This is a genomic window from Mycobacterium colombiense CECT 3035, from assembly GCF_002105755.1.
Taxonomy (GTDB): Bacteria; Actinomycetota; Actinomycetes; order Mycobacteriales; family Mycobacteriaceae; genus Mycobacterium; species Mycobacterium colombiense.
Genome location: NZ_CP020821.1, coordinates 1,772,205 through 1,798,546 on the forward strand (window position 1 = coordinate 1,772,205; position 26,342 = coordinate 1,798,546).

Genomic DNA, 26,342 nt, shown 5'->3' on the forward strand with positions numbered 1-26,342 from the left:
TGGACCTATCGGCGAGAATCGCCACGGCGACCTCGAAGTGATGACCTTTACTGGAGATCAACCAATTGGGCTCTTGGCGAGGCGCCCGGCCCCGGCGGCAGCCTTCGCTGAGATGGGCGGTCGGCTTCCCGGCCGAGATACTTCTGTTCTAGCCGAGCGATGAGAGCTTCGGCCTCTTTGATATGTCGGCGCAGGGTCGTTGCTTCTACCCGCAATGCGCCTGCGCGGGCGTTGCTAGCCCTTGCAGTCTGACGCTCGATCCAGGCGAGCTTGCTGTTCATCTCGGTCAGCTTGACGCGCAAAGCTCGGGTGAACTCCACGGCCTGAGCGGTCTGCCATCGATCCATCCCGCGATCTCCCCCCCACGCCAGCTATCTACCCGATCGGTTCAGGCGTTAAAACCGGGCCGCGCCGAGGGAGGCAACAGCCTCTAAGTCGGCTTGACGAAACCACCCGCGTGGAGATTGCCGCGCGGGTGGTTTCGCATTTTGCCGCCTCGGCTGTTATCCGGGGCGCGCGCAGTCCTCAGTGGCGGGCGCCGACGATGCCCACATACGGTGAACCACCGCACGCCGCCAGTCCGGCGGCCGCAGCCGCAACGCAGACAGTGGGACGCATCTCGACTCCGTTCAGGGCAAAAATCCCCGAAACATAGGCGATGGCGAGGCGCGCGGGCGCTCCATCGCCTCCGGTTAGGTGCCGGGCAGCACCGAATGAGGTGTCGTCTAGCCGTCGAGCGCGAGGTCCTTGCGGAACCGCTGCATGCCGTCGATCTTGTCGTCCAGGCTGGCGTCGGGCCCCGCATAGAACATCCACGGCATGGTGATGATGCCGGTGATGCCGGCGTCCTCGACGCGTCGGTAGTCGGCGGTGGTGAACGCGTCGGTCAGCGGTGTCAGGATGGTGAAATCGTCCATGGTCAAACCGTTTTCGGCTCGCATCTCCCGCAGCCGGCCCACCGCTTCGATGGCCCGCTCGGACTTGATCAAATCGCCGATCCAGCCGTCGTTACGGGCGGCGCGGCGCAGCGCGATGTCGGACAGGCCACCGACGTACACCGGTATCGGCGGCGGGGTGGGCTGCATCTCCAGCCGCGGCGCCCGGTAGAACTGACCGTCGAACTCGGTCCAGCCCGGCGACCACAGCGCCCGCATCAGCTCGATCATCTCGTCGGTACGTTTCCCGCGAGCCTCGAATTGCTCACCCATCAAAGCGAATTCCTCGCGGCACCACCCCACGCCGATGCCCAGCTCTACCCGGCCGGACGCCAGGACCGCCGCCGTGCCGATGGCCTTCGCCGCCGAATAGGGGTTGCGCATCGCGGGGATGTAGACGGTGTTGACGAACCGCAACCGCGTGGTGACCTGGGCCAGCGCACCGACCAGCACCCACGGATCGGGCCAGTCGGTGAAGGGCTGCCAGCGCCGCTGGCCGTCTTTGGTGTACGGGTACGGGGTGTCCAGGGTCTCCAGGTTGACGACGTGGTCGGGGATGCCGATGCCGTCGTAGCCGAGCTCGTCGGCCGCCTTGGCGAGCTCGATGATCTCGCGGGTGTTCAGGAAGGCGCTGCTGATGTAGAACTTCACTGCGCCTCCTGCGCCCAGGCCGGCTCGATGAAGACGCCGTCGGCCTCGACCGTGACGCCGGCGGCATCCGAAATGGTGCCGCGCGCAAACACTTTGCGGCCTTCCTTGCCGTCGACCCATGCCTCGCAGCGGAGCGGCCCGAGCGGGGTGCCGCGCAGGTATTTCACGGTGATGGTGCCGGTGAAGCGCGCCTTCGACAACCCCTCGCTGGCCGCCTCGCCGAGCATGTGGTCGAGCACCAGGGCGCTGACGCCGCCGTGCACCAGTTTGGGCGGACCCTCGTAGGCCGAGCCGAGGGTGAACTCGCTCCAGCAGCGCCCCTCGCCCTCGTGGTGCACGACGATCGGCGGCGCGACGGGGTTGCACACGCCGATCGCGGCGTTGCCCAGCGGCAGCGGGCGGCCGTTGACGCGGTAGCTCACCCCGAGCGGGCGGGTGCGTTGCCGCAACGACGCCGTGACGGCCTCGATCGCCCGCTTGGCCTCGCCGACGACGTCGTCGTCGGCCTCGGTCCGGATGGTGGCGTCGACGAGCTCGCGGACCGCGTCGGCCAGCGGAGCGTACAGCGCTGTCACGCGATCGGCCTCCGCCGCGCTGAGCACCTCGAATGTGGCGTCCAACGCGCCGGCCTCCTGACTCAACTTCCAAACACCTTGCGCACCACCGCTTTTGCCCGTCGGGTCACCCGCAGATAGTTGTCCAGGAATTCCCCGCCCTCGTCGGTCGGCCAGCCCGCGGCCACCGCGACCGCGTTGAGCTGGCGCCCGGGGCCGGGCAGCTGGTCGGTGGGCTTACCGCGGACGAGCACCAGCGCGTTGCGGGCCCGGGTGGCGGTCAGCCAGGCCTGCCGCAGCAGCTCCACCTCGTCGGCGGGCACCAGGTCGGCCGCGGCGATCGCGTCCAGGCACTGCAGCGTCGAGGTGTTGTGCAGCGCGGGGATCTCGTGTGCGTGCCGCAGCTGCAGCAGCTGCACCGTCCATTCGATGTCGGCCAGTCCCCCGCGGCCCAGCTTGGTGTGCGTGTTGGGGTCCGCGCCGCGCGGCAACCGCTCGGAGTCGACGCGGGCCTTGATCCGCCGGATCTCCTGCATCGCCTCGGCGGACACCCCGTCGGCGGGGTACCGCGTCTTGTCGGCCATCAGCAGGAACCGCTGCCCCAGCTCCGCGTCGCCGGCGACCGAGTGCGCGCGCAGCAGCGCCTGGATCTCCCACGGCTGCGCCCACTGCTCGTAGTAGGCGGCGTAGGACGCCAGGGTGCGCACCAGCGGACCGTTGCGGCCCTCGGGCCGCAGGTTGGCGTCGACCTCCAGCGGCGGGTCGACGCTGGGCGTCCCCAGCAGCGCCCGCACCTGCTCGGCGACGCCGGTCGCCCAGCGCACCGCCGCGGAATCCTGGACACCGGGCGCGGGTTCGCAGACGAACATCACGTCGGCGTCGGATCCGTAGCCCAGCTCGGCGCCGCCCAGCCGGCCCATCCCGATCACCGCGATCGCGGCCGGCGCCTTGCCCTTTTCGGAGCCGCCGTCGGGCAGGTTGGCCCGGATCATCGCGTCCAGCGCGGCCTGCAGCACCGCCACCCATACCGAGGTCAGCGCCGCGCAGACGTCGGTGACCTCGAGCATGCCGAGCAGGTCGGCGGACGCGATGCGGGCCAGCTCGCGGCGCCGCAGCGTGCGCGCCCCGGCGATCGCGCGCACCGGGTCGGAGTAGCGGCTGGCCGAGGCGACCAGCGCGCGGGCCACCGAGGCCGGGTCGGTTTCGAGCAGTCGGGGGCCGGACGGGCCGTCGCCGTAGTCCTGAATGACCCGCGGCGCGCGCATCAACAGGTCCGGCACGTACGCCGACGTCCCCAGCACGTGCATCAGCCGGCGGGCCACCGCGGGCTTGTCGCGCAGCGTGGCCAGGTACCAGCTCTCCCCGGACAGCGCCTCTGACAGCCGCCGGTAGGCCAGCAGCCCGCCGTCGGGGTCCGGCGCGTAGGAGATCCAGTTCAGCAGCCGGGGCAGCAGCACCGACTGCACCCGGCCGCGCCGGCCGCTCAGGTTGACCAGGGCCGACATGTGCTTCAGCGCGGTCTGCGGACCCTCGTAGCCCAGCGCCGCCAGCTGGCGCTCGGCCGCTTCGGAGGTCATGCCGCGGGCGATCTCCAGCCCGGGCGGCCCGATCGACTCCAGCAGCGGCTGATAGAAGAGCTTGGCGTGCAGTTGGGACACTCGCAGGTTCTGGTGGCGCAGCTCCTCGCGCAGCACCCCGGCCGCGTCATGGCGCCCGTCCGGCCGGATGTGGGCGGCCCGCGCCAGCCAGCGCACCGCCTCCTCGTCGTCGGCCTCGGGCAGCAGGTGCGTGCGCTTGAGCCGCTGCAGCTGCAACCGGTGCTCGAGCAGCCGCAGAAACTCGTAGGAGGCGGTCAGGTTGGCCGCGTCCTCGCGGCCGATGTAGCCGCCCTGGCCCAGCGCGGCCAGCGCGTCCACCGTCGACGCCACGTGCAGCGAGTCGTCGCCGCGGCCGTGCACCAGCTGCAGGAGCTGCACGGCGAACTCCACGTCGCGCAATCCGCCGCTGCCGAGCTTGATCTCGCGGCCGCGGACGTCGGCGGGCACCAGCTGCTCGACCCTGCGGCGCATGGCCTGCACCTCGACCACGAAATCCTCACGCTCGCAGGCGACCCAGACCATCGGCATCAGCGCGTCGAGGTAGCGCCGCCCGAGCTCCGCGTCGCCCACCGCCGCCCGGGCTTTCAGCAGCGCCTGGAACTCCCACGTCTTCGCCCAGCGCTGGTAGTAGGCGATGTGCGACTCGACGGTGCGGACCAGTTCACCGCTGCGCCCCTCCGGCCGCAGCCCCGCGTCGACCTGGAAAAAGGCCTCGGAGGCCAGCCGCATCATTTCGCCGGCCACCCGGGTGGTGGCCGCGTCGGCCTGCTCGCCGACGAAGATGACGTCGACGTCGCTGACGTAGTTCAGTTCGCGGGCACCGCATTTGCCCATCGCGATGACCGCCAGCCGCGGCGGGGTCCGGTCGCCGCACACGCTGTTCTCGGCCACCCGCAGCGCGGCGGCCAGCGCCGCGTCCGCCAGGTCCGACAGGTGGGCGGCCACCACGGTGAACGGGACCACCGGTTCGTCCTCGACCGTCGCGGCCAGGTCCAGCCCGGCCAGCACCAGCAGCCGGTCGCGATACAGGGTGCGCAGGCGCACCATCGCCGACCCCGGCGCCGCCAGCGCCTCGTCGACGCATTCGGTGAACATGTCGCACAGCCGGTCGTGGGTGGGCAGGGTGACGTTGCCGCGCAAGAGGTTCCAGGACTGCGGCTGGGCGATCAGGTGGTCACCGAGGGCCAGCGACGAGCCGAGCACGGCGAACAGGCGGCCGCGCAGCGGACGTTCGGTCAGCAGGGCCGCGTTGAGCTGATCCCATCCGAAGTCGGGGTTCTCCGAGAGCCGGACCAGGGCGAGCAGCGCGGCGTCCGGATCAGGTGCGCGCGACAGCGACCAGAGCAGGTCGACGTGGGCCTGGTCGTCGTGGTCGTACCAACCCAGCTGCGCCATGCGTTCGGCCGCTTGCGGATCGACCAACCCGAGCCGGCCGACGCTGGGCAGCCTGGGGCGCTGCGTCGCGGGTTTGGTCACGCCCACGACCGTAGCGCAAGCCGCCGGCGTTCTCCGCTGATCGGCGCCCGATCCGGGCTAGAGCGACAGGTAGGTGCTCAGCTCGTACGGGGTGACGTGGCTGCGGTAGTTGGCCCACTCCGTGCGCTTGTTGCGCAGGAAGAAGTCAAAGACGTGCTCCCCCAACGTTTCCGCGACCAGTTCGGAGGCCTCCATGGCGCGCAGGGCGCTGTCCAGGCTCGTCGGCAGCTCGCGGTAGCCCATCGCGATGCGTTCCTCGGCGGTCAGGTCCCACACGTTGTCCTCGGCCTGCGGCCCCAGCACGTAGCCCTTCTCCACCCCGCGCAGCCCGGCGGCCAGCAGCACGGCGAAGGCCAGGTACGGGTTGCACGCCGAGTCGGGGCTGCGCACCTCGACGCGCCGCGACGACGTCTTGTGCGGCGTGTACATGGGCACCCGCACCAGCGCGGACCGATTGGCCGCGCCCCACGACGCGGCGGTGGGCGCCTCGCCCCCGCCGACCAGCCGCTTGTAGGAGTTGACCCACTGGTTGGTGACGGCGCTGATCTCCGAGGCGTGCTCGAGGATCCCGGCGATGAAGGACTTGCCCACGTCGGAGAGCTGCAGCGGGTCGTCGGGGCTGTGGAACGCGTTGACGTCGCCCTCGAACAGGCTCATGTGGGTGTGCATCGCGGAGCCGGGGTGCTGCCCGAACGGCTTGGGCATGAAGGTGGCGCGGGCGCCGTTCTCGATCGCGACTTCCTTGATGACATAGCGGAACGTCATCACGTTGTCGGCCATCGACAGCGCGTCGGCGAAGCGCAGGTCGATCTCCTGCTGGCCGGGCGCGCCCTCGTGGTGGCTGAACTCGACCGAGATGCCCATGAATTCCAGGGCTTCGATCGCGTGGCGGCGGAAGTTGGAGGCGGAGTCGTGGACGGCCTGATCGAAGTAGCCGGCGTTGTCGACGGGAACCGGCGGGGTGCCGTCGTCGGGGCCCGGCTTGAGCAGGAAGAACTCGATCTCGGGGTGCACGTAGCAGGAGAAGCCCAGGTCGTTGGCCTTCTGCAGCTGGCGGCGCAGCACGTGCCGCGGGTCCGCCCACGACGGCGACCCGTCCGGCATGGTTATGTCGCAGAACATCCGCGCCGAGTGGTGGTGGCCGTTGGGTGAGGCCCACGGCAGCACCTGGAAGGTGGACGGGTCGGGGTTGGCCACGGTGTCGGATTCCGAGACCCGCGAGAAGCCCTCGATCGAGGAGCCGTCGAAGCCGATGCCCTCCTCGAAGGCGCCCTCGAGCTCGGCCGGGGCGATGGCGACCGACTTGAGGAAACCGAGCACATCGGTAAACCACAGCCGAACGAAGCGGATGTCACGTTCTTCGAGGGTGCGGAGGACGAATTCCTTCTGTCGATCCATAACCCGAACAGTATGCAACGGCTGTTAACTCTGTGTTACCGATGCCCGCTCAGAAGCATTGCGAAGCGTGCCCACCGCTGCTCAGGACTGGCAGCGGTAGGCGGCTGGCGGCGGCGTGCCGGCGACCAGATAGCGCACGACGGCGTTGTCCACGCACTGGTGGCCGTTGAACACCGCGGTGTGCTGCGTCCCGTCGTAGGTGATCAGCGGGCCGCCCAGCTGGCGGGCCAGGTTCACCCCGGCCTGATACGGGGTGGCGGGATCGTGTGTGGTGGAGACGACGACGACCTTGCCGGCGGCCATGGGCGGCGCGGCGTGCGGAGCCGACGTCGCCGGCACCGGCCACAGCGCGCACAAATCTCGGGGAGCGTTTCCGGTGAACTGCCCGTAGCTCAGGAAGGGCGCGGCCTGGCGGATGCGCTGGTCGGCGCTCACCCAGCTGGCCGGGTCCGTCGGATTCGGCGCGTCGACGCAGCGGATCGCGTTGAACGCGTCCTGGTCGTTGGCGTAGTGCCCGTTCTTGTCGCGCCCGTCGTAGTCGTCGGCGAGCAACAGCAGGTCGCCGGCGTCGCTGCCGCGCGCCAGGCCGAGCAGGCCGCTGGTCAGGTACTTCCAGTGCGCCGGCGTGTAGAGCGCGTTGATGGTGCCGGTGGTCGCGTCGGCGTAGCTCAGGCCGCGCGGGTCGGCGGTGCGGCCCGGCTTGGTCGCCAGCGGGTTGACCAGCGCGTGGTACCGGTTGACGAACTGGGTCGGGTCGGTGCCCAGCGGGCAGCCCGCCGAGCGGGCGCAGTCGGTGGCGTAGTCGTTGAAAGCGGTTTGGAATCCCGCCATCTGGTTGACGTTCTCGTCGATCGGCCCGACGGTCGGGTCGATGGCGCCGTCGAGCACCATGGCGCGCACGTGGTTGCTGTACTTCTCCAGGTAGGCGGTGCCCAGCTCGGTGCCGTAGCTGTACCCCAGGTAGTTGATCTGGTCGTCACCCAGCGCCTGGCGGACGACATCCATGTCGCGGGCGACCGACGCGGTGCCGGTGTTGGCCAGAAACGCCGTGCCCATCCGGCTGACGCACTGCTGGGCCAGCTGCCGGTAGAGCTGCTCGATGTGCGCGACCCCGCCGGGGCTGTAGTCGACCATCGGCTCACGCCGGTACGCGTCGAACTCGGCGTCGGTGCGGCAGCGCAGCGCGGGCGTCGAGTGACCGACTCCCCTGGGATCGAAGCCGACCAGATCGAAGTTGCGCCGGACCGGCGAGTCCGCCAGGTTCGAGGCCATCGCGGCCACCATGTCGACCGCCGAACCGCCGGGCCCGCCGGGATTCACCAGAAGGGATCCGATCCGTTGACCTGACGCGGGTATCCGGATCACCGCCAGCTTGGCCTGCCCGCCCCCGGGATTGTTGTAGTCGATCGGCACCGACACGGTGGTGCACTGTGCGGTGGGGATATCGCTTGTGTCGTCGACGAATTGGGCGCAGTTGCCCCAACCCTGCGGCACCGCGGCCGACGGCGGATTCGGGCCCGGGGTCTGCCCGGCACCGGGTTCCGGCGTGCCGACGGCCGCGGGCGGCGCGAGGACGCAGGGACCACCGAGCAGCAGCCCGAATGAAAACAGCGCCGAGCTCAGGGATCTCAGGCGCGACATGGCTGTCATCGTTTCAGCCCCGGGTACCCGTGGCAGCTCGAAACGGTTACGCCTTGGTCTCGGCTGCCGCCTTCGCCGAGCGTGCAACCGGCGCGAAAAATCGACGAAAGTCTCGCCGTGAGTGCACGTTCGGCGTCAGGGCCGGCGGGTGGCTAGCACTTGGCGCCCTCGGGCGGGATGGACCCGCTCACCAGATACGCCGTGATGTAGTTGTCGATGCAGCCGTCGCCCTGGAAGACCACGGTGTGCTGGGTGCCGTCGTAGGTGAGCAGCGAGCTGCGCAGTTCGTTGGCCAGATCGACGCCGGCCTTGTACGGAGTGGCCGGGTCGTGGGTCGTGGACACCACCACCGTGGGCGCCAGGCCGGGCGCGGAAATGGTGTGCGGCTTGCTCGTTGGCGGCACCGGCCAGAACGCGCAGGTGCCCAGCGGCGCGTTGCCGGTGAACTGCCCGTAGCTCATGAACGGGGCGAGCTCGCGCGAGCGGCGGTCTTCGTCAACGACCTTGGCGCGGTCGGTGATCGGAGGCTGGTCCACGCAGTTGACCGCCACCCGCGCGTCGGTGGCGTTGCTGTAGTGGCCGTGCGAGTCGCGGCGCATGTACATGTCGGCCAGCGCGAGCAGAGTGTCGCCGTGGTGGTCGACGAGTTCGGACAGACCGTCGGTCAGGTGATGCCACAGGTTCGGCGAGTAGAGCGCCATGATGGTGCCGATGATCGCGTCGGAGTAGCTCAGCCCGCGTGGGTCGTTCGTCGGGACCGGGCGGCCGACCATGGGGTTGTTGGGGTCGACCATCGGGTCGACCAGGCTGTGGTAGACGTCCACCGCCTTGGCCGGGTCGGTGCCCAGCGGGCACGTCGGCTGCTTGGCGCAGTCGGCGGCGAAGTCGTTGAACGCATCCTGGAATCCCTTGGCCTGACGAAGGTCTGCTTCGATCTGATCGGCGTTGGGGTCGACGGCTCCGTCCAGGATCATCGCCCGCACGTTGTGCGGGAAGGCCTCGGCGTACGCCGAGCCGATCCGGGTGCCATACGAGTAGCCGAGGTAGGTCAACTTCTCGTCGCCGAGCGCCGCCCGGATGGCGTCGAGATCCCGTGCGACGTTGACGGTCCCGACGTTGGCCAGGAAGTCCTTGCCCATCTTGTCGATGCAGCGGCCGACGAACTGCTTGGTTTCGTCTTCCATGTGGGCCACGCCCGCCGGGCTGTAGTCGACGTTGGGTTCGGTGCGCAGCCGGTCGTTGTCGGCGTCGGAGTTACACCACACGGCCGGGCGCGACGCCCCGACGCCGCGGGGGTCGAAGCCGACGAGGTCGAATCGTTCGCGCACCTTCTTGGGCAACGACTGGACGACGCCGAGCGCCGCCTCGATGCCGGACTCCCCCGGGCCGCCGGGGTTGATCACCAGCGAGCCGATCTTGTCCCCGGTCGCGGGGAAACGAATCATGGCCAGCGTCGCCACGTCGCCGTCGGGGTGGTCGTAGTCGACCGGGACGGCCAGTTTGCCGCACAGCGCGCCGGCCGGAAGCTTGACCTTCGGGTTCGCGGCCCGGCACGGCGTCCACTCCACCGCCTGGCCCAGCTTGGGCCCGGACATGACGGCGCGCCCGACCACGACGCGGACGCACCCCGCCAGCAGCAGCGCGACGGCAGCCATCGACGTCCAGATCAGCAGCGTGCGCGCGATCTTGGCGCGGCGAGACGGGCCCATGCCAACCTATGCTGCCAGAGGAAACCTGAGATCATGATTAGCGGCACCGCCGCCGGAGCTACCCGGCGAGCGCGAGCAGCTCCTCCATCCCCACCGCGAACGCGTCGGCCATCTCCCACAGGTCCGGCAGCAGGTCCGGGCAGGCGACGAGCCCGATGTCGAGTTTGCCCTGCAGCGACATCGCGGTGATGTTGAGTCCCGAGCCGTGAAATATCGGCCCCAGCGGATACATCGATTTGACCTCGCATCCCAGCATGTACAGCGGAACCCGCGGCCCGGGCACGTTGGAGACCACCAAATTGTGCACGGGCATGCTGTCGGTGAATCGGCTTCTGGCGTAGATCCGCATCGCGATGCCGAAAACCGCCGGGGCGGCGAATTGCGACCAATCCTGCAGCAGTGACGCGCCGATAGCCGAACTGTGTTCTTTGGCAACCGAATTCGCCTGGGCGATGGCTTTCAGCCGGGCCGCCGGATCGGCGATCTGGGTGTGCAGACTGGAGAACATCGCCGATACCTGATTGCGGCCGGGCCGGTCGGATTTGCCGTGCACCGAAACCGGGACGGACGCCACCAGCGACGAACGCGGCAATTCATTTCGGTCCGTCAGGTATTGGCGAAGCACGCCCGAAACCAATGCCATCACGACGTCGTTGACTTTGACACCGAAATGGTTCTTCACCCTCTTTATGTCGTCGAGATCCAATTCGGCATAAGCGACGTTGCGGCGGTCACTGATCCTGCGGTTGAACACGGTTCTGGGCGCCGCGAACGGACGGGCCATGGCCGAGCCGTCGCGCGTCCGGCGCACCGTGGCGAGCACCGACGAGACGGTGTCGGGCACCACGGTGGCCAGCTGCAGCGGACGGGCGGCGAAGCGGACCAGGCCGCCGGCCGCGATCTGCCAGCCGTGGGCTCCCCGACGCCGGCGGCCGGCTCCGGGGCCGGCGCGTCGGCTTCGGTCGCGCACAACTGCGACATCAGGTTGGCGCCCGTCACCCCGTCGACGCCGGCGTGGTGCACCTTGGTCATCACCGCCAGCCGCCCGTCCCGGTGGCAATCCGTGCCGGCCACGCCTTCGATGACCCACATCTCCCAGAGCGGCCTGCCGCGGTCCAACGGCCGCTCGTCGATGTGGCCGCAGATCTCGGAGATCTCGGCCCGCCCTCCCGGGGCGGGCAGGGCGATGCGGTGCAGGTGGCGATCGATGTCGAACTTGTCGTCATCCACCCAGACCGGGTGGTCGAGATTCAGCGGATTGTTCGCGAGCTTTTCGCGGAACGCCGGGATCGCCTTGATGCGCAGCGCAAGGGCCTCGCGCAGCCGGTCGAAGCTGTAGCCGCCCGGCACCGTCGACGTGTCCAGTTCGATGATCGAGCACACATGCAAGGGCTGTGACGAGGTCTCCAGGTACAGGAAGCTGGCGTCCAGTCCACTCAGCCGCTGCATGCGCGCATGGTATGTCTCACACCTTCGCGGCGGTGCAACTGCGCAAAAGAAATGGCAGAATCGAGTAGTCCGACGAACCCGGGGACCCGTTCAGGTTTTCAAAACACTGAGGGCCACGAGGATCGAACCGACCACCCTTAAGGACAATGATGTCTGAGCACAACGTTTACGGTGCCAACTCGCCCGCGCAGCCCGAAAAGCCGCGGACCAAGATTCGCACTCACCACCTGCAGAAGATGAAGGCCGAAGGCCACAAGTGGGCCATGCTCACGGCCTACGACTATTCGACCGCCCGCATTTTCGACGAGGCCGGCATCCCCGTGCTGCTGGTCGGCGACTCGGCGGCCAACGTGGTGTACGGCTACGACACCACCGTGCCCGTCTCGATCGACGAGCTGATTCCGTTGGTGCGCGGCGTGGTGCGGGGCGCCCCGCACGCGCTGGTCGTCGCGGATCTGCCGTTCGGCAGCTACGAGGCCGGGCCGGCCGCCGCTCTGGCCGCCGCCACCCGGTTCATGAAGGAGGGCGGCGCGCACGCGGTCAAGCTCGAGGGCGGTGAGCGGGTGGCCGAGCAGATCGCCTGCCTGACGGCCGCCGGCATCCCGGTGATGGCGCACATCGGGTTCACCCCCCAGAGCGTCAACGGCCTGGGCGGGTTCCGGGTGCAGGGGCGCGGCGACGCGGCGGAGCAGACGGTGCACGACGCGATCGCGGTCGCCGAGGCCGGCGCGTTCTCGGTCGTCATGGAGATGGTGCCCGCCGAACTGGCCACCCAGATCACCGGCAAGCTGACCATCCCGACCGTCGGCATCGGCGCCGGTCCCAACTGCGACGGCCAGGTCCTGGTTTGGCAGGACATGGCCGGCATGAGCAGCGGCAAGGCCGCCCGCTTCGTCAAGCGGTTCGCGGACATCGGCGGGGAATTGCGCCGGGCCGCAACGCAATATGCCCACGAGGTGGCCGGCGGGGTCTTTCCCGCCGACGAACACTGCTTCTGATGCGTCGGTAGCGGGCCCGCACCGACCGGCGGCGGTGTTTTGCGCGGTCGCGTCGCCGGTTTGCGGTTCGCGCCTGGTCGATCACGTTTTCCCTGTCACCGCGAAACCAATGAAATGCGTTGCGGTACAGGGATGTACGATGGTTCGTAAAGACAATCCGAACTCTGACGAGCAGGGGTGGACCACATCGACCGCGGGAATCGCGGTGCCCTCGTGCACCGTCGAACGGTGCTGGCGTTGCCACTGCTAGTAGCGGGAGGCGTGGCTTTGGCCCGGACACCACACGCGTCGGCAAAACCGCCCAACACCTCACCGCAGGCGAGTCGTTGGTCGCCCGAGCGGGCCAACCGCTGGTATCAGGCGCAGGGCTGGCCGGTCGGCGCGAACTACATCACCTCCAACGCCATCAACCAGCTGGAGATGTTCCAGCGCGAAACCTTCGACCCCCGGCGCATCGATACCGAGCTGGGCTGGGCGCGAACCAACGGATTCAACGCGATACGGGTCTTCCTGCACGATCAGCTCTGGGCGCAGGACCCCCACGGGTTTCAGGGCCGGCTGGCCCAGTTCGTCGACATCGCCGCCCGCCACGGCATCAAACCGCTGTTCGTCTTGTTCGATTCCTGCTGGGACCCGTTTCCGCAGGCCGGCCCGCAGCGCGCGCCGCGGCCGGGCATCCACAACTCCGGCTGGGTGCAGAGTCCGGGGGCGGCGCGCCTCGACGATCACGGCTACCTGCGCACCATGCGCGGCTACGTCACCGGCGTGCTGACGCAGTTCCGCCGCGACGACCGCGTCCTGGGCTGGGACCTGTGGAACGAGCCGGACAACCCGGCCGACGCCTACGCCTCGGTCGAGCGCAAAGACAAGGTGGACCTGGTCGCCCAGTTGCTGCCGCAGGTGTTCGAGTGGGCCCGGCTGGTCGATCCCTGCCAGCCGTTGACCAGTGGCGTCTGGCACGGCGAGTGGGCCGACCCGGGGCGCCGCAGCGTCATCAGCGGCATCCAGCTCGACAACTCCGACGTCATCACGTTCCACTCCTACGCAGGACCGGAGGAGTTCGAGCGACGCATCGCCGAGCTCGTCCCGCTGGGCCGGCCCATCCTGTGCACCGAGTACATGGCCCGGCCGCTGGGCAGCACGGTGCAGGACATTCTGCCGATCGCCAAGCGCGCCGGCGTCGGGGCGTTCAACTGGGGATTGGTCGCCGGCAAGACGCAGACCTTCTTCCCCTGGGATTCCTGGGACCAGCCGAACCCCGACCCGGCGATGCCGCAGGAATGGTTTCACGACCTGCTGGCACCCGATGGACGACCGTTCCGCGACAGCGAGATTCAGACGATCCTCGAACTCAGCGACCTGGCGATGCACCTGCAGCCGCCCCCGCCGCCGCCGCCGGCCGGCTGACGACGATCGGTCAGCGGCACCGGTTCTGGAAGTCGGTCAAGGGCTGGCGAATGCCCTCGAGGTCGGCGTGGGTCTGCGGGTTGGCGTCCATGTACTGCTTCAACTGCGCACGCATGTCGTCGCGCGGCTGCCCCTTCAAGCTGGTGAAGTACGCGTTGACGTCGGGATGGGTGAACAAATACGCCGACGTCGCGGCGGCAACGCCCGAGGAGACCTGGGCAAGATCGGCCGCCGTGCAGTTCGGTTGCGACGAGGGGGCCGGTTCCGGATCGTCCATCGGCCAGTCCGCTGCGGCCGAACCCGCCGTCGCGAAAAGCATTGCCACACCGACCGCGCCGGCCGCCATTGCACCGGCGACAACCCGGGCCGCCAGGCGAACAAAAGACACCATGGAAACGCTCCTCCGCCTTCGCATCCGCAACCGCGGCAGTTATCAGTACCGCAAACCATAAGGGGTTTTCTCGCCGCGCATGCGCTAATCACCGGCAAAGAAATACGAGCCATTCTTCGATCTGGGCCCGTCGGCCGGTCCGCGACGGCAGAATGCTTTACGAATGGCTGGAAGGAGACCGCAGATGATTCGGCGCCGCTGGTTTGCCGCCGTGTTGGTGTTCTCGGGCTTGGCCGCTACTCCGGCAATTGTCGTCGCCGCGCATTCCGCGGACCGGGCGGAGGCGACCGTGTGTGTGAACGCGGGCCGACGCATCTCGGTCAGCGGATGCACCAACATCGCCGACAACATCGAACGCTATGTCCCGCCGCCGGCCGCGTATGCGCCGCTGCCCGAGGACGACGCGCCGCCTCCTCCGCCGCCGCCCTAGGGGCGCCCGCGACGGGCCGTCCCCACACCCGCCGATCCGCGGCGGTCTCGTCGCTTCGGTATGGCAGGCTATGGGTGCTCATTTCCCATCCGATCCGTTCACGGCCGCGGTGACGCGCCCAACGCGCCCTCATGGAGCCGAAGATGCCTGCAAAAGCGCCGCAACCCTCGCGTCATCTCGAGGTCGAGCGCAAGTTCGACGTGGTCGAATCCACCGTGTCGCCCTCGTTCGAGGGGATCGCCGCGGTCGCGCACGTCGAGAAGTCAGCGGCGCAAACCCTGGATGCGACGTACTTCGACACGCCCATACACGATTTGGCGCGCAACAAGATCACCCTGCGCCGCCGCACCGGTGGTTCCGACGCGGGCTGGCACCTCAAGCTGCCGTCCGGTCCCGACGCCCGCACCGAGGTCCGCCTGCCGCTGGACGCCTCGAACGGCGGCGACACGGTGCCCAACGAGTTGACGGACGTGGTGCTGGCGATCGTCCGCGACCGCCCGCTGCAGCCCGTCGCGCGCATCACCACCCGACGCGAGAGCCAGGTGCTGTACGACGCCGCGGGCACCGCGCTGGCCGAGTTCAGCAACGACCATGTCACCGCGTGGTCGACGCGGGGGTTCGAGGACACCGACGCTCCGACCGAACAGGAGTGGCGCGAGTGGGAATTGGAGCTCCTGGAATCCAGTGGGCTTTCCAACGGGACGGCCGGCGTCGAGCTGCTGAATCGGTTGAGCAATCGGCTGCTGGACGCCGGGGCCGCACCGGCGGGTCACGGCTCCAAGCTGGCGCGGGTGCTCGGCACGCCGCCCAACGGCGCCACCCCGTCTGCGGATCCGCTGCAGCGCGCGATCGCCGAGCAGGTTCGCGAGCTGGTGGTGTGGGATCGCGCGGTACGTGCCGACGCCTACGACTCCATACACCAGATGCGGGTGACCACCCGCAAGCTGCGCAGCCTGCTGCGCGACTACCAGGAGTCGTTCGGGCTGCCCGAGGACGGGTGGGTCCTGGACGAACTGCGTGAGCTCGCCGGAATTCTGGGTGTGGCGCGCGACGCCGAGGTGCTCGCCGAGCGATACGAGCGCGACTTGGACGGGCTCGCACCGGAATTGGTGCGCGGGCCGGTGCGCGAACGTCTGGTCGGGGGTGCCCAGCGGCGCTACCAGACCGGGCTGCGCCGGTCCTTGATCGCCATGCGCTCGCAGCGGTACTTCCGCCTGCTGGACTCCCTCGACCTGATAGCGGCCGAAACCCCCGGCGCCGCCACGGCCGAGGAGCAGGCGCCGGTGACCATCGAGGCCGCCTACAAGAAGGTCCGCAAGGCCCAGAGGGCCGCCGCCGAGGTCGACCGCGAGCACCCGGATGACCACCACCAGCGCGACGAGGCGCTTCATCGGATCCGCAAGCGCGCCAAGCGTCTTCGTTACACCGCCTCGGCTACCGGCGCCGCGAAGGTGTCCGAACAGGCCAAGGCCGTCCAGTCGCTGCTCGGTGACCATCAAGACAGCGTCGTCAGCCGCGAGCACCTGCGTCAGGAGGCCGAGATCGCGCACTCCGCCGGCGAGGACACCTTCACCTACGGGCTGCTGTATCAGCGGGAGGCCGACCTGGCCGACCGCTGCCGCGACGAGCTCGACGACACCCTGCGCAAACTCGCGAAGGCGGTGCGCAGGGCGGGACATTAGGAGGCGGACGAGTTGGCCTGTAAGCCGGATTCTGTTCCGCGCCGCCGCGCGTAAGCAACGGCGACGCGGCGGCGACCATCCATCTGGACACACCGTCACCGGGTGCCTCGAGCGGCCTACCCGCAGGCTCGGGCGAGCAGCCCTCGAACGCCTGCGCGGCCGCACCGCAGTGCGGCCTTCTTGGCCTTGCTTCGGGTGGGGTTTGCCAAGCCACCCCGGTCACCCGGGATGCTGGTGCGCTCTTACCGCACCGTTTCACCCTTACCACCGCGAGGGTGGCGGTCTGTTTTCTGTGGCACTTTCCCGCGAGTCACCTCGGATTGCCGTTAGCAATCACCCTGCTCTGTGAAGTCCGGACTTTCCTCGAACCGCTTGCGACGGTCCGCGGCCGCCCGGCCAACTCGTCCGCGACGAACCACGGTACTACCTGCGGCATGCGGGGGCCAGCAACTCCGGAGCGCGGCTCTATCGTGGAGTCGATGGACCGATGGGGAAAGCGGGTCGACAGCGGCGATTGGGACGCCATCGCCACCGCGGTCGACGAGTTCGGCGGCGCACTGCTGCCGCGGCTGGTCACGCCCGCCGAAGCGGCCCGGCTGCGCAAGCTCTACGCCGACGACGACCTGTTCCGGTCGACCATCGACATGGCGCCCAAACGCTATGGCGCCGGACAATACCGGTATTTCCACGCGCCCTACCCCGAACCGATCGAAGAGCTCAAGCAGGCCCTCTATCCCCGGTTGCTGCCGATAGCGCGGGACTGGTGGGGCAGGCTCGGCCGGGACGCGCCCTGGCCGGACCGCCTCGACGATTGGCTGGCAGCCTGTCACGCCGCCGGTCAGCACAGATCGACCGCCCTGATGCTGAAATACGGTGCGGGCGACTGGAATGCGCTGCACCGCGATCTGTACGGTGACCTGGTTTTCCCGCTCCAAGTGGTCATCAACCTCAGCGACCCCGAGACCGACTACACCGGCGGCGAATTCCTGCTCGTCGAACAGCGCCTGCGGGCCCAATCCCGGGGCATGGCAACGCAACTGCCGCAGGGACACGGCTACGTCTTCACCACGCGGGAACGCCCGGTGCCCTCGGCGCGGGGCTGGTCCGCGGCGCCGGTCCGCCACGGCGTCTCGGTCGTTCGCTCCGGCGAGCGCTACGCGATGGGGCTGATCTTTCACGACGCGGCCTAGCCGGGGCTATCCGTCTCGCCGCAACACCATGATGTTGTCGGCCATCGTTCCGACTTCCCCGTTCGGGCCGAGCATTTCGCGGTCGACGGCCTCGGTGCGCAGCCGCGTCCACCGCGGCGGGTCCAGGCGCAGCGACCCGAGGACCTCCTCGATGCCGGCGAAGTGGTGACCGTCGTGGTGTTCCGCCCATGGCGGGGGTGCCCCGTGGTCGACGATCAGCAGCACCCCACCACGATCCACCCGCTCGGCCGCCCGCTGCAGCACCCCGTCGCGTTCCAGCCGCGCCGGGGAGTGCAGATACTGCGCGGACACCAGATCGAAGCTCCCCTCGGGGAAACTCTCGTTGAGGTCGTGTTGCTGAAAGTCGATGTGCGCGAGCAGGTTCCGGGCCGATGCGGCCTCGGTGGCGCGCCGCAGCGCGGTGGCCGAGATATCGACGGCCACCACCTGCCAGCCGCGCTCGGCCAGCCAGAGCGCGTCGGCCCCCTCACCGCAGCCGAGGTCGAGCGCCCGGCCCGCCGGCAGGCCGGCAGCCACCTCGGCCAGGCGGGGATTGACCCGTCCGCTCCACGCCCGCTCGACCGAGCGGTAGCGCTCCTCCCAGAACCGCTGGGCGTCATCAGGTTTGCACGAATTTTCCATACCGCGAGCTTGCCCAGCCGGCACGACTTTGCCAAGCTGAATTGCCATGCAGGCAAAAACCACCCCCGACATCGACCTCCTGGTGCGCCGGCGACTGCGCGAACTGCGGGTGCAACGCGGGCTGACGCTGCAGGAGGTGGGCGAGCGCGCCGGCATCGACGTCTCGACGCTGAGCCGCCTCGAGTCCGGGAAACGCCGGCTGGCGTTGGATCACCTGCCCCGGCTGGCGCGCGCTTTGTCGGTCAGCACCGACGAGCTGCTGCAGGCGCCGCCCACCCCCGACCCGCGGGTGCGCGGCACCGCGCGCACCCACCACGGCGTCACCTATTGGCCGCTGACCCACCAGGGGCCCGCCGGTGGCCTGCACGCGTTCAAGGTCCGGGTCAGCGCGCGTCGCCGCACCCCGCCCACCGACCTGCCCGTGCACGAGGGCCAGGACTGGATGTATGTGCTTTCCGGCCGGCTGCGGCTCATCCTGGGCGAACGCGACTTCACCATCGACCCGGGCCAGGCCGTCGAGTTCTCGACGTGGACACCGCACTGGTTCGGCGTGGTGGACGGGCCGGTGGAGGCGATCATGATCTTCGGAGCGCACGGCGAGCGGCTCCACCTGCACAGTTGATCCGCGTTCGACCATTGCCCGGCGGGCACCGCGGTGCCAGGCTGACCGCATGACAGAAGCCGAAAGTTTCGTCGACCAGACGGTCACGGGGCTCGCGGAGCCGCAACCGATGTACAAGGCGCTGCGCGAAACCACCCCCGTGTTCCGGTCGCCGCAGGCGGTGGTTCTCAGCCGCCTGGCCGACATCGAAATGGCGCTCAAACACACCGAGCTGTTCTCGTCGAACATGGATGCGGTCGACCTGGGCAACGTGCGGCCGCTGATCCCGCTGCAGATCGACCCGCCCGAGCACGCCAAGTACCGACGCGTCCTCGATCCGCTGTTCACCCCGCGCGAGATGGCCCGGCGCGAACCACGGGTGACCGAGCTGGTCAACGAGATGATCGACCGCTTCGCCGGCCGGGGCGAGTGCGACTTCCACGCCGAGTTCGCGGTGCCGCTGCCCTGCACCGTCTTTCTGCAGCTACTCGGCCTGCCGCTGGACGACCTCGAGCGATTCCTGGTGTGGAAGGACGGCGTCATCCGCCCCGAGGGCGACTCGGGTTTCGACCGCCGCCACGAGAGCTCCGCGGCCGTGGCCCAGCAGATCTACGAGTACTTCGACCGCGCCATCGACGACCACATCGCCCGCCCGCGCGACGACGTGCTGTCGGCCATGATCGCGGCGAACTTCAAAGACGATGCCGGCCAACCACTGTCGCGCGAGGAGCTGCTCGACATCTGTTTCCTGTTCCTCATCGCCGGACTGGACACGGTCACCGACTCGCTCGACTGCTTCTTCGTATACCTGGCGCGTCACCCCGGCCATCGCCGTCAACTCGTCGAGCAGCCCGACGTCCTGCCCGGCGCGGTCGAAGAGTTGTTGCGTTGGGAGACACCGGTTCCCGGTGTGGCCCGGGTGGCCGTCCAGGACGTCGAGGTGGGCGGGTGCCCGATCAGCAAGGGCGAGCGGGTCAGCCCGCTGCTGGGTGCGGCCAACACCGACCCGGCCGAGTTCCCCGACCCGGAGCTGGTGGACTTCACCCGTAACCCCAACCGGCACCGGGCTTTCGGCGGCGGGCCGCACCGCTGCCTCGGCTCGCACCTGGCCCGCATGGAGCTTCGGGTGGCGTTGCGCGAATTCCACCGCCGCATACCCGATTACCAGATCAAGCCCGGCACCGAGCTGTGCTACACCGCCGCACTGCGGTCGGTGGAGTCGCTGCCGCTGGTCTTTCCGGTGTCATGACCCGCGCCGGCGACGATGCAGAGCGAAGCGATGAGGAGGTGCGGCGCAAATGACTCACGTCGCGGTCGACGCCGACCTGTGCACCGGGCACGGGCGCTGCTACACCCTGGCGCCCGGCGTCTTCGACGCCGACGAGGTCGGGCACTGCCTGGTGCTCGTCGACGAGGTGTCCGGCGAGCTCGAAACGCAGGCCGTCACGGCCGAGCGCAATTGCCCGGAGCGCGCGATCACGCTGACTCGGTGAACGACGGACCGCCGACATAGCCATCGAATCGCGCTAAAACAGGCCGTACCGGGGTAGACCCCGGGTATGCCCATGAACGTCGCCCACAAGCTGATCAGCTCGCATCTGGAGTCCGGGGAGATGTCCCCGGGAGAAGAGATCGCGATCCGCATCGATCAGACGCTGACCCAGGACGCCACCGGCACCCTGGTGATGCAGGAACTCGAGGCGCTCGGCCTCGATCGCGCCCGCACCGAAGTGAGCGTGCAGTACGTCGACCACAACCTGCTGCAGGGCGACGAGAAGAACGCCGAGGATCACGAATACCTGCGCACCGCGGCGCAACGCTTCGGGCTGTGGTTCTCCAAACCGGGCAACGGGGTGTCGCACCCGACCCACATGCAGCGCTTCGGCATCCCCGGCAAGACGATGGTGGGGTCCGACTCCCACACCCCGGCGGCCGGATCGCTGGGCATGCTCGCCATCGGCGTCGGCGGTCTCGAAGTGGCGCTCGCGATCACCGGGCGGCCACTGCACATCCGGATGCCCGAAATCTGGGGGGTGCGGCTCGACGTTGAGCTGCCCCAGTGGTGTTCGGCCAAGGACGTGATCCTGGAGATGTTGCGCCGACATGACGTCAAGGGCGCGGTGAACCGGATCATCGAGTACCACGGGCCCGGTGTGGCGACGCTGACGGCGATGGACCGCCACGTCATCGCCAACATGGGCGCCGAACTCGGCGCCACCACCACGGTGTTTCCCAGCGACGACGCCGTCCGCGAATTCCTGCGGGCCGAGGGACGCGAGGACGACTGGACAGAGTTGCTGGCCGACGAGGGCGCGGGCTACGACGTCGAGGACAGCATCGACTTATCGCAGATCGAGCCGCTGATCGCCAAACCGTCGTCACCGGGCAACGTGGTGCCGGTGCGCGACGTGGCCGGCGAGGAGATCGCCCAGACGGTGATCGGTTCCAGCGCCAACCCCGGGCTGCGCGATTTCGCGATCGCGGCCGCCATGGTGGCGGGACGCCAGACGGCCCCGCAGGTCAGCTTCGACATCAACCCGACGTCACGCGAGATCCTGGCCGACCTGACCAAGATGGGCGCGACGCTCGATCTGGTGGTGGCCGGCGCGCGCATCCACCAGGCGGGCTGCATGGGGTGCATCGGCATGGGCCAGGCCCCCGCGGTCGGCCGCAACTCGCTGCGCACGATGCCGCGCAACTTTCCCGGCCGCTCGGGCACTAAGGAGGACGCGGTCTGGCTCTGCTCCCCCGAGACCGCCGCGGCGTCGGCGCTGACGGGTGTGATCACCGATCCGCGGGCGTGGGCCGAAGAGCAGCAGATGGAGTATCCGAAACTCGAGCTACCCGAACGCAACTCCGTCAACACCGCCATGTTGGTGCCCCCGCTCGAGCCCGAGGAGGCACAACGGGTCGAACCCGTGAAGGGACCCAACATCTCCAGCCTGCCCGAGTTGTCACCGCTGCCGGACGAAATCGAGGCGCCGGTGCTGCTCAAGGTCGGCGACAACGTCTCCACCGACGAGATCTCACCGGCCGGAGTGCAGGCGCTCCCACTGCGGTCCAACATCCCGAAGCTCGCGATGTTCAGCTTCACTCGGATCGACGATTCCTACCCCGAGCGGGCTCAAGCGGCCGGCGACGGCGGGCACATCATCGTCGCCGGCGACAACTACGGCCAGGGCTCCTCGCGGGAGCACGCCGCGATCGCTCCGCGTTACCTGGGACTGCGCGCGGTCATCGCCAAGTCCTTCGCCCGCATCCACTGGCAGAACCTGGCCAACTACGGCATTTTGGCGCTCGAGTTCGACAATCCCGACGACTACGACTCGGTCGACCAAGACGACACCCTCCGCATCCAGAACCTGGACGCTCTCGACAAAGAGGACGTCCTGCAGGTCGACAATGTGAGCAAGGAATCGTCATTCGCTGTGCGGCATCGGCTCTCGCCGCGGCAAGTCAAGGATGTGTTGGCCGGCGGCCTGATCCCGCGACTCAACCAAGAGCAGGAGTAATTTACAGATACGCCGTCTGGTTGACCAGACGCACCGAAGACGCTCCGTCGGAATAGAATTCGGCGATGCTCAGCGACGCCAGGTCGAGGTGCAGGCGGTACAGGATGCCGGCCCCGGCGTCCAGCGCCTCGCGCAGCAGCATCTTGATCGGTGTCACGTGCGACACCACCAGCACCGTGCTGCCCTGGTGCGCGGCGACGATCCGGTCACGAAACCTCGACACCCGCTCGGCCACCGCGTCGAAGCTTTCCCCGCCCGGCGGTGCGGTGCTGGTATCGCGCAGCCAGCGACCGTGCAGCTCGGGATCGCGCTCGGCGGCCTCGGTGAACGTCAGCCCCTCCCACGCCCCGAAATCGGTCTCGATCAGGTCGTCGTCGACGGTCACGTCCAGGCCCAGCGCCTTGGCGGCGGCCGCCGCCGTGTCATAGGCCCGCTGCAGCGGGGAGGCGAAGACCGTCGAAATGCCGCCGCGCTGCGCCAGATAGCGCGCCGCCGCGTCGGCCTGCCGCCGCCCCACCTCCGTGAGCGCCGGGTTGCCACGGCCCGAATAGCGGCGGTGCACCGACAACTCGGTCTGGCCGTGGCGCAGCAGCAGCAGCCGGGTGGGGCGCCGCGCGCGCCGGTCCAGCCGGGCGGCGACGGGGCCGGCGCCGCGACGGGTTCCGGTTTTTCCACCGGGGCGGATAGTGGCGCCGGTTCGGGCTTTTCGGCGGAGCCGCTGGCCTCGGCGGCGGCGTCCATCGCCTCGTTGGCCAACCGGTCGGCATGCGTGTTGCGCGCCCGCGGGATCCACGAGTAGCTGATGCGCGCGAACCGTCGCGCCCGGTCACGGGCCTCGGCGTGCAGTTCGATCAGGTCGGGGTGCTTGACCTTCCACCGCCCGGACATCTGCTCCACCAGCAGTTTGGAGTCCAGGTACACCGCCGCCTCGGTGGCGCCCAGGTTCAGGGCGTCGTCCAAACCGGCTATCAGGCCCCGGTATTCGGCAACATTGTTGGTTGCCCGGCCGATGGCCTGCTTGGCCTCCGCCAGCACGGTCGTGCGGTCCTCGGTCCACACCACCGCACCGTATCCGGCCGGCCCGGGGTTGCCGCGTGATCCGCCGTCGGCCTCGATGACGACTTTCACTGATCGAATCCCTTGACCCGCAACAGGATCGCGCCGCATTCCGGGCAGCGCACGACATCGTCCTCGGCGGCCGCCGAGATGCGGGACAGCTCGCCGCGGTCGATCTCGAGCCGGCAGGCTCCGCACCGGCGGCCCAGCAGCTGCCCGGCACCGGCGCCTCCCCCGGCGCGCTGGCGTTCGTAGAGCGCCGAGAGCGCGGGGTCCAGCGCCGCGCTCAGCGAGTCGCGCCGCGAGGCCTGCAGCTCGCGGGCCTGGCTGAGCTCGGCGACCGCGGCCTCGAGCGCCTCCCGCGCGGCGGCCATCTCGGTCTCCAGCGACGTGAGGGTCCGCTGCTCGTCGTCCAGCTGCGATTGCAGCTCCTCGCGACGCTCCATCACCTCGAGCAGGGAGTCCTCCAGGCTGGTCTGCCGGCGCTGCAGGGTCTCCAGCTCGTGCTGGAGATCCGAGAGCTGCTTGGCGTCGGTCGCCCCCGACTGCAGCAGCGAGCGGTCGCGGTCCTCGCGCCGGCGCACCCCCTCGATCTCCGTCTCGAGCCGCGCCACCTGGGCGTCGATGTCCTCCAGCGCGATGCGCAGCGTGGCCACCCGGTCACCGGCGGCCTCGGACTCCGCCTGCAGCCGCTCGCAGGCCTCTTGCTCGGGCAGGTGGGTGGCCCGGTGCGTGATGCGGGACAGCTCGGCGTCCAATTTCGCCAACTCGAGCAACGAACGTTGCTGCGCCACTTCAGCTTTCATGACCGCTCCCCCCCGTTGCCATCGGGCTCGACGTTCCAGGGGTCGGTGCGAATCGAGCTCACCCGCACCGGGAGCTCCGCACCGAAACGCGACCGCAGCAAGCCGGCGGCCTGCTCACACCATGGGAATTCACTTGCCCAATGTGCCACATCGATCAAGGCCACCTCCGAGGCGCGGCGATGTTCGTCGGCCGGGTGGTGGCGCAGGTCGGCCGTCACGTAGGCCTGCACGCCGGCACCGGCCGCGGCGGCCAGCAGCGAGTCCCCGGCACCGCCGCACACGGCAACCCGCGACACCGGCATCTCGGGGTCACCCGCCGCCCGCACTCCCCACGACGTGCGCGGCAGCGCCGCGCCGACGCGGGAGACGAAGCTGCGCAACGGTTCCGGGCGTGCCAGCATCCCGACGCGGCCCAATCCGGCGTCGCCGGGCGGGGGCACCATCGCGAAGATGTCGAACGCGGGCTCCTCGTAGGGATGGGCGGCGCGCATCGCCGCCAGCACCGCGGCCCTCGAACGCGCGGGCGCGACGACCTCGAACCGGTCTTCGGCCACCCGCTCGACATTCCCGACGCTGCCCACCGCGGGCGAGGCGCCTTCGTGCGGCAGGAACTGGCCGATGCCGCTGACGGTCCAGCTGCAGTGCGAATAGTCCCCGATATGGCCGGCCCCGGCCGCAAACACCGCCGCCTGCACCGCTTCCGCGTTCTCGGCGGGCACGTAGACGACCCACTTGTCGATGTCGGGCGCATCCGACACCGGTTCGAGGACGGCTTCGACGTCAAGACCCAGGGCCTCGGCCAGCGCGTCGGAGACGCCCGGGCGGGCCGAGTCGGCATTGGTGTGCGCGGTGAACAGCGAACGCCCGGTCCGGATCAGCCGGTGCACCAGCGCACCCTTGGGAGTGCTGGCCGCCACGGAGTCCACGCCGCGCAGCAGCAGTGGATGGTGGGCCAGCAGCAGGCTCGCCGGGGGAACCTCGTCGACGACCGCCGGCGTCGCGTCGACCGCCACGGTCACCGACTCGAGCTCGTCGTCGGGGTCGCCGCACACCAGGCCCACCGAATCCCAGGATTCGGCGAGCCGCGGCGGGTAGGCCTCGTCGAGCACCGCGATGACCTCGGCCAGCCGCACGCTCACCGCTTCCCCCCGAGGTGTCCCGTCGATTCCGCGATGGCCTGCACCAATTGCGGCCACTCGCGGCGCACCGCCGCCCGCAGGTACCGCTCGTCCAGGCCGACGAACGTATCACAGCGGCGAATGGCAATTCCCCTGTCATGCAGAGTCTTTCGGATGTGGACCGCATCGGGTGTGCGAAACAGCACGAACGGAGCCCGGCCGTCGACCACCTCGGCACCCACCGATGCCAGGCCGGTCACCATCTCGGCGCGCAACCGGAACAATCGCGCCGCGCCGGCCGCCGCCTCGGCGACGGCCTGGCGGCCGCAGCACGCGGCGATGGCCGTCAGTTGCAGCGTCCCCACCGGCCAGTGCGCCCGCTGGGCGGTCAACCGCGCCAGCACGTCCGGGGAGCCCAGCGCGTAGCCCACCCGCAACCCGGCCAGCGCCCAGGTCTTGGTCAGGCTGCGCAGCACCAGCACGTCGGGCAGCGCGTCACCGGCCAGCGACTGCGACTCACCGGGAATCGAGTCGGCGAACGCCTCGTCGACCACGAGGATGCGCCCCGGCCGGCGCAACGCCAGCAATTGTTCGCGGGTGTGCAGCACCGAGGTGGGGTTGGTCGGATTACCCACCACGACGAGGTCGGCGTCGTCGGGGACGGCCGCCCCGGCCAGGCCGAACGGCGGCTCCAGCACGACGTGGTGCACCGGCACCCCGGCCGCCGTCAGCGCGACGGCCGGCTCGGTGAACGCCGGCGCGATGATCGCCGCCCGCCGCGGCCGCAGATTGCCCAGCAGGGCGAACGCCTCGGCCACCCCGGCCAGCGGCAGCACCTCGTCGCGGGCCCGGCCGTGCCGCTCGGCGGCCGCGTCCTGCGCCCGGCGCACGTCGTCGAGGCTCGGGTAGCGCGCCAGATCGGGCAGCCGCTCGGCCAGCCGCCGCAGCAGCCACTCCGGCGGTTGGCCGTGCCGGACGTTGACGGCGAAATCCAGCATCCCGGGCGCGACGGCCTGATCGCCGTGGTAGCGCGCCGCAGGCGGGCTCAGGTTCAGACTCGCCATCCGTGAAACACTAGTGCGCCCCGCGGGCCCGCCG

At 69.4% G+C, this 26,342-nt stretch carries 21 protein-coding genes, 1 other RNA gene and 2 pseudogenes; 9 read left to right on the forward strand and 15 right to left on the reverse strand.

Going from position 1 to position 26,342, the window contains the following annotated elements; all coding sequences use genetic code 11:
• Window positions 1-47: 47 nt before the first annotated feature.
• From B9D87_RS26835 to B9D87_RS08185, 8 genes and pseudogenes are all read right to left on the reverse strand, one after another.
• A complete protein-coding gene (locus B9D87_RS26835) occupies window positions 48-347 on the reverse strand; it encodes a hypothetical protein (protein WP_148664686.1) in 300 nt (99 codons plus the stop codon).
• 378 nt (window positions 348-725) lie between these two features.
• Window positions 726-1,586: a TIGR03619 family F420-dependent LLM class oxidoreductase gene (locus B9D87_RS08155; protein WP_007770668.1), complete on the reverse strand. Its 861-nt coding sequence runs from the start codon at window positions 1,584-1,586 to the stop codon at window positions 726-728.
• Window positions 1,583-2,227: a PaaI family thioesterase gene (locus B9D87_RS08160; RefSeq protein WP_007770667.1), complete on the reverse strand. Its 645-nt coding sequence runs from the start codon at window positions 2,225-2,227 to the stop codon at window positions 1,583-1,585. The genes B9D87_RS08155 and B9D87_RS08160 overlap by 4 nt, the downstream gene beginning before the upstream one ends.
• Entirely contained in the window at window positions 2,224-5,220 is a 2,997-nt protein-coding gene (locus B9D87_RS08165) for a bifunctional [glutamine synthetase] adenylyltransferase/[glutamine synthetase]-adenylyl-L-tyrosine phosphorylase (RefSeq protein ID WP_040629775.1), read from the reverse strand. The genes B9D87_RS08160 and B9D87_RS08165 overlap by 4 nt, the downstream gene beginning before the upstream one ends.
• A gap of 51 nt (window positions 5,221-5,271) precedes the next feature.
• Window positions 5,272-6,612 carry a type I glutamate--ammonia ligase gene (glnA, locus tag B9D87_RS08170; protein ID WP_007770665.1) on the reverse strand — a complete coding sequence of 447 codons (1,341 nt, stop codon included), beginning with the start codon at window positions 6,610-6,612 and terminating at the stop codon, window positions 5,272-5,274.
• An 81-nt stretch (window positions 6,613-6,693) separates the two neighbouring features.
• Window positions 6,694-8,262: an alpha/beta hydrolase gene (locus tag B9D87_RS08175; RefSeq protein ID WP_085977794.1), complete on the reverse strand. Its 1,569-nt coding sequence runs from the start codon at window positions 8,260-8,262 to the stop codon at window positions 6,694-6,696.
• A gap of 143 nt (window positions 8,263-8,405) precedes the next feature.
• Window positions 8,406-9,962 carry an alpha/beta hydrolase gene (locus tag B9D87_RS08180; protein WP_007770661.1) on the reverse strand — a complete coding sequence of 519 codons (1,557 nt, stop codon included), beginning with the start codon at window positions 9,960-9,962 and terminating at the stop codon, window positions 8,406-8,408.
• A 58-nt stretch (window positions 9,963-10,020) separates the two neighbouring features.
• A pseudogene (locus B9D87_RS08185) lies at window positions 10,021-11,411 on the reverse strand (WS/DGAT/MGAT family O-acyltransferase).
• A gap of 149 nt (window positions 11,412-11,560) precedes the next feature.
• Between B9D87_RS08185 and panB the strand changes: the two are divergent.
• Together panB and B9D87_RS08195 are read left to right on the forward strand one after the other, a co-directional pair.
• Entirely contained in the window at window positions 11,561-12,409 is an 849-nt protein-coding gene (gene panB / locus B9D87_RS08190; RefSeq protein ID WP_007770659.1) for a 3-methyl-2-oxobutanoate hydroxymethyltransferase, read from the forward strand.
• A gap of 213 nt (window positions 12,410-12,622) precedes the next feature.
• Window positions 12,623-13,816, forward strand: a complete 1,194-nt coding sequence (locus B9D87_RS08195) for a glycoside hydrolase 5 family protein (RefSeq protein ID WP_040630218.1) — start codon at window positions 12,623-12,625, stop codon at window positions 13,814-13,816.
• A 10-nt stretch (window positions 13,817-13,826) separates the two neighbouring features.
• Here B9D87_RS08195 and B9D87_RS08200 read toward each other — a convergent pair whose 3' ends face one another.
• A complete protein-coding gene (locus B9D87_RS08200) occupies window positions 13,827-14,207 on the reverse strand; it encodes a heme-binding protein (RefSeq protein ID WP_007770657.1) in 381 nt (126 codons plus the stop codon).
• A 184-nt stretch (window positions 14,208-14,391) separates the two neighbouring features.
• Here B9D87_RS08200 and B9D87_RS08205 point away from each other — a divergent pair, with 184 nt between their 5' ends.
• A complete protein-coding gene (locus B9D87_RS08205; RefSeq protein ID WP_007770656.1) occupies window positions 14,392-14,637 on the forward strand; it encodes a hypothetical protein in 246 nt (81 codons plus the stop codon).
• Between the two features lie 143 nt (window positions 14,638-14,780).
• Window positions 14,781-16,319 carry a CYTH and CHAD domain-containing protein gene (locus B9D87_RS08210; protein ID WP_007770653.1) on the forward strand — a complete coding sequence of 513 codons (1,539 nt, stop codon included), beginning with the start codon at window positions 14,781-14,783 and terminating at the stop codon, window positions 16,317-16,319.
• A 4-nt stretch (window positions 16,320-16,323) separates the two neighbouring features.
• Here B9D87_RS08210 and rnpB read toward each other — a convergent pair.
• An RNA gene (gene rnpB / locus B9D87_RS08215) (RNase P RNA component class A) lies at window positions 16,324-16,723 on the reverse strand.
• Between the two features lie 75 nt (window positions 16,724-16,798).
• Between rnpB and B9D87_RS08220 the strand changes: the two genes are divergently transcribed.
• Window positions 16,799-17,509: a 2OG-Fe(II) oxygenase gene (locus B9D87_RS08220; protein WP_007770649.1), complete on the forward strand. Its 711-nt coding sequence runs from the start codon at window positions 16,799-16,801 to the stop codon at window positions 17,507-17,509.
• Between the two features lie 6 nt (window positions 17,510-17,515).
• Here the strand turns inward: B9D87_RS08220 and B9D87_RS08225 are convergent, their stop codons facing one another.
• A complete protein-coding gene (locus tag B9D87_RS08225; protein WP_007770648.1) occupies window positions 17,516-18,151 on the reverse strand; it encodes a class I SAM-dependent methyltransferase in 636 nt (211 codons plus the stop codon).
• 46 nt (window positions 18,152-18,197) lie between these two features.
• Between B9D87_RS08225 and B9D87_RS08230 the strand changes: the two genes are divergently transcribed.
• The 4 genes from B9D87_RS08230 to B9D87_RS08245 all read left to right on the forward strand — a co-directional run bounded on the left by B9D87_RS08230 (window position 18,198) and on the right by B9D87_RS08245 (window position 22,264).
• Window positions 18,198-18,773 carry a helix-turn-helix domain-containing protein gene (locus B9D87_RS08230; RefSeq protein ID WP_007770647.1) on the forward strand — a complete coding sequence of 192 codons (576 nt, stop codon included), beginning with the start codon at window positions 18,198-18,200 and terminating at the stop codon, window positions 18,771-18,773.
• Between the two features lie 49 nt (window positions 18,774-18,822).
• The gene (locus tag B9D87_RS08235) at window positions 18,823-20,001 is read left to right on the forward strand and encodes a cytochrome P450 (RefSeq protein ID WP_007770646.1); all 1,179 of its coding nucleotides are present in this window, start codon (window positions 18,823-18,825) and stop codon (window positions 19,999-20,001) included.
• Between the two features lie 49 nt (window positions 20,002-20,050).
• Window positions 20,051-20,245 carry a ferredoxin gene (locus tag B9D87_RS08240; RefSeq protein ID WP_007770645.1) on the forward strand — a complete coding sequence of 65 codons (195 nt, stop codon included), beginning with the start codon at window positions 20,051-20,053 and terminating at the stop codon, window positions 20,243-20,245.
• A gap of 66 nt (window positions 20,246-20,311) precedes the next feature.
• Window positions 20,312-22,264 carry an aconitate hydratase gene (locus B9D87_RS08245; RefSeq protein ID WP_040629772.1) on the forward strand — a complete coding sequence of 651 codons (1,953 nt, stop codon included), beginning with the start codon at window positions 20,312-20,314 and terminating at the stop codon, window positions 22,262-22,264.
• A 1-nt stretch (window position 22,265) separates the two neighbouring features.
• Here B9D87_RS08245 and B9D87_RS08250 read toward each other — a convergent pair.
• The 4 genes and pseudogenes from B9D87_RS08250 to cobC form a co-directional block, all read right to left on the reverse strand.
• Window positions 22,266-23,392, reverse strand: a pseudogene (locus tag B9D87_RS08250) (bifunctional RNase H/acid phosphatase).
• Window positions 23,389-24,126, reverse strand: coding sequence for a zinc ribbon domain-containing protein (locus B9D87_RS08255; protein WP_007770641.1), 738 nt, complete (start codon window positions 24,124-24,126; stop codon window positions 23,389-23,391). The pseudogene B9D87_RS08250 and the gene B9D87_RS08255 overlap by 4 nt, the downstream one beginning before the upstream one ends.
• Window positions 24,123-25,265 (reverse strand): Nif3-like dinuclear metal center hexameric protein, encoded by a 1,143-nt coding sequence (locus tag B9D87_RS08260; RefSeq protein WP_007770638.1) that lies wholly within the window; start codon window positions 25,263-25,265, stop codon window positions 24,123-24,125. Before B9D87_RS08260 ends, B9D87_RS08255 begins: the two co-directional genes overlap by 4 nt.
• Window positions 25,262-26,308, reverse strand: coding sequence for an Rv2231c family histidinol phosphate aminotransferase CobC (cobC, locus tag B9D87_RS08265; RefSeq protein WP_007770635.1), 1,047 nt, complete (start codon window positions 26,306-26,308; stop codon window positions 25,262-25,264). Before cobC ends, B9D87_RS08260 begins: the two co-directional genes overlap by 4 nt.
• Between the last annotated feature and the right edge of the window lie 34 nt (window positions 26,309-26,342).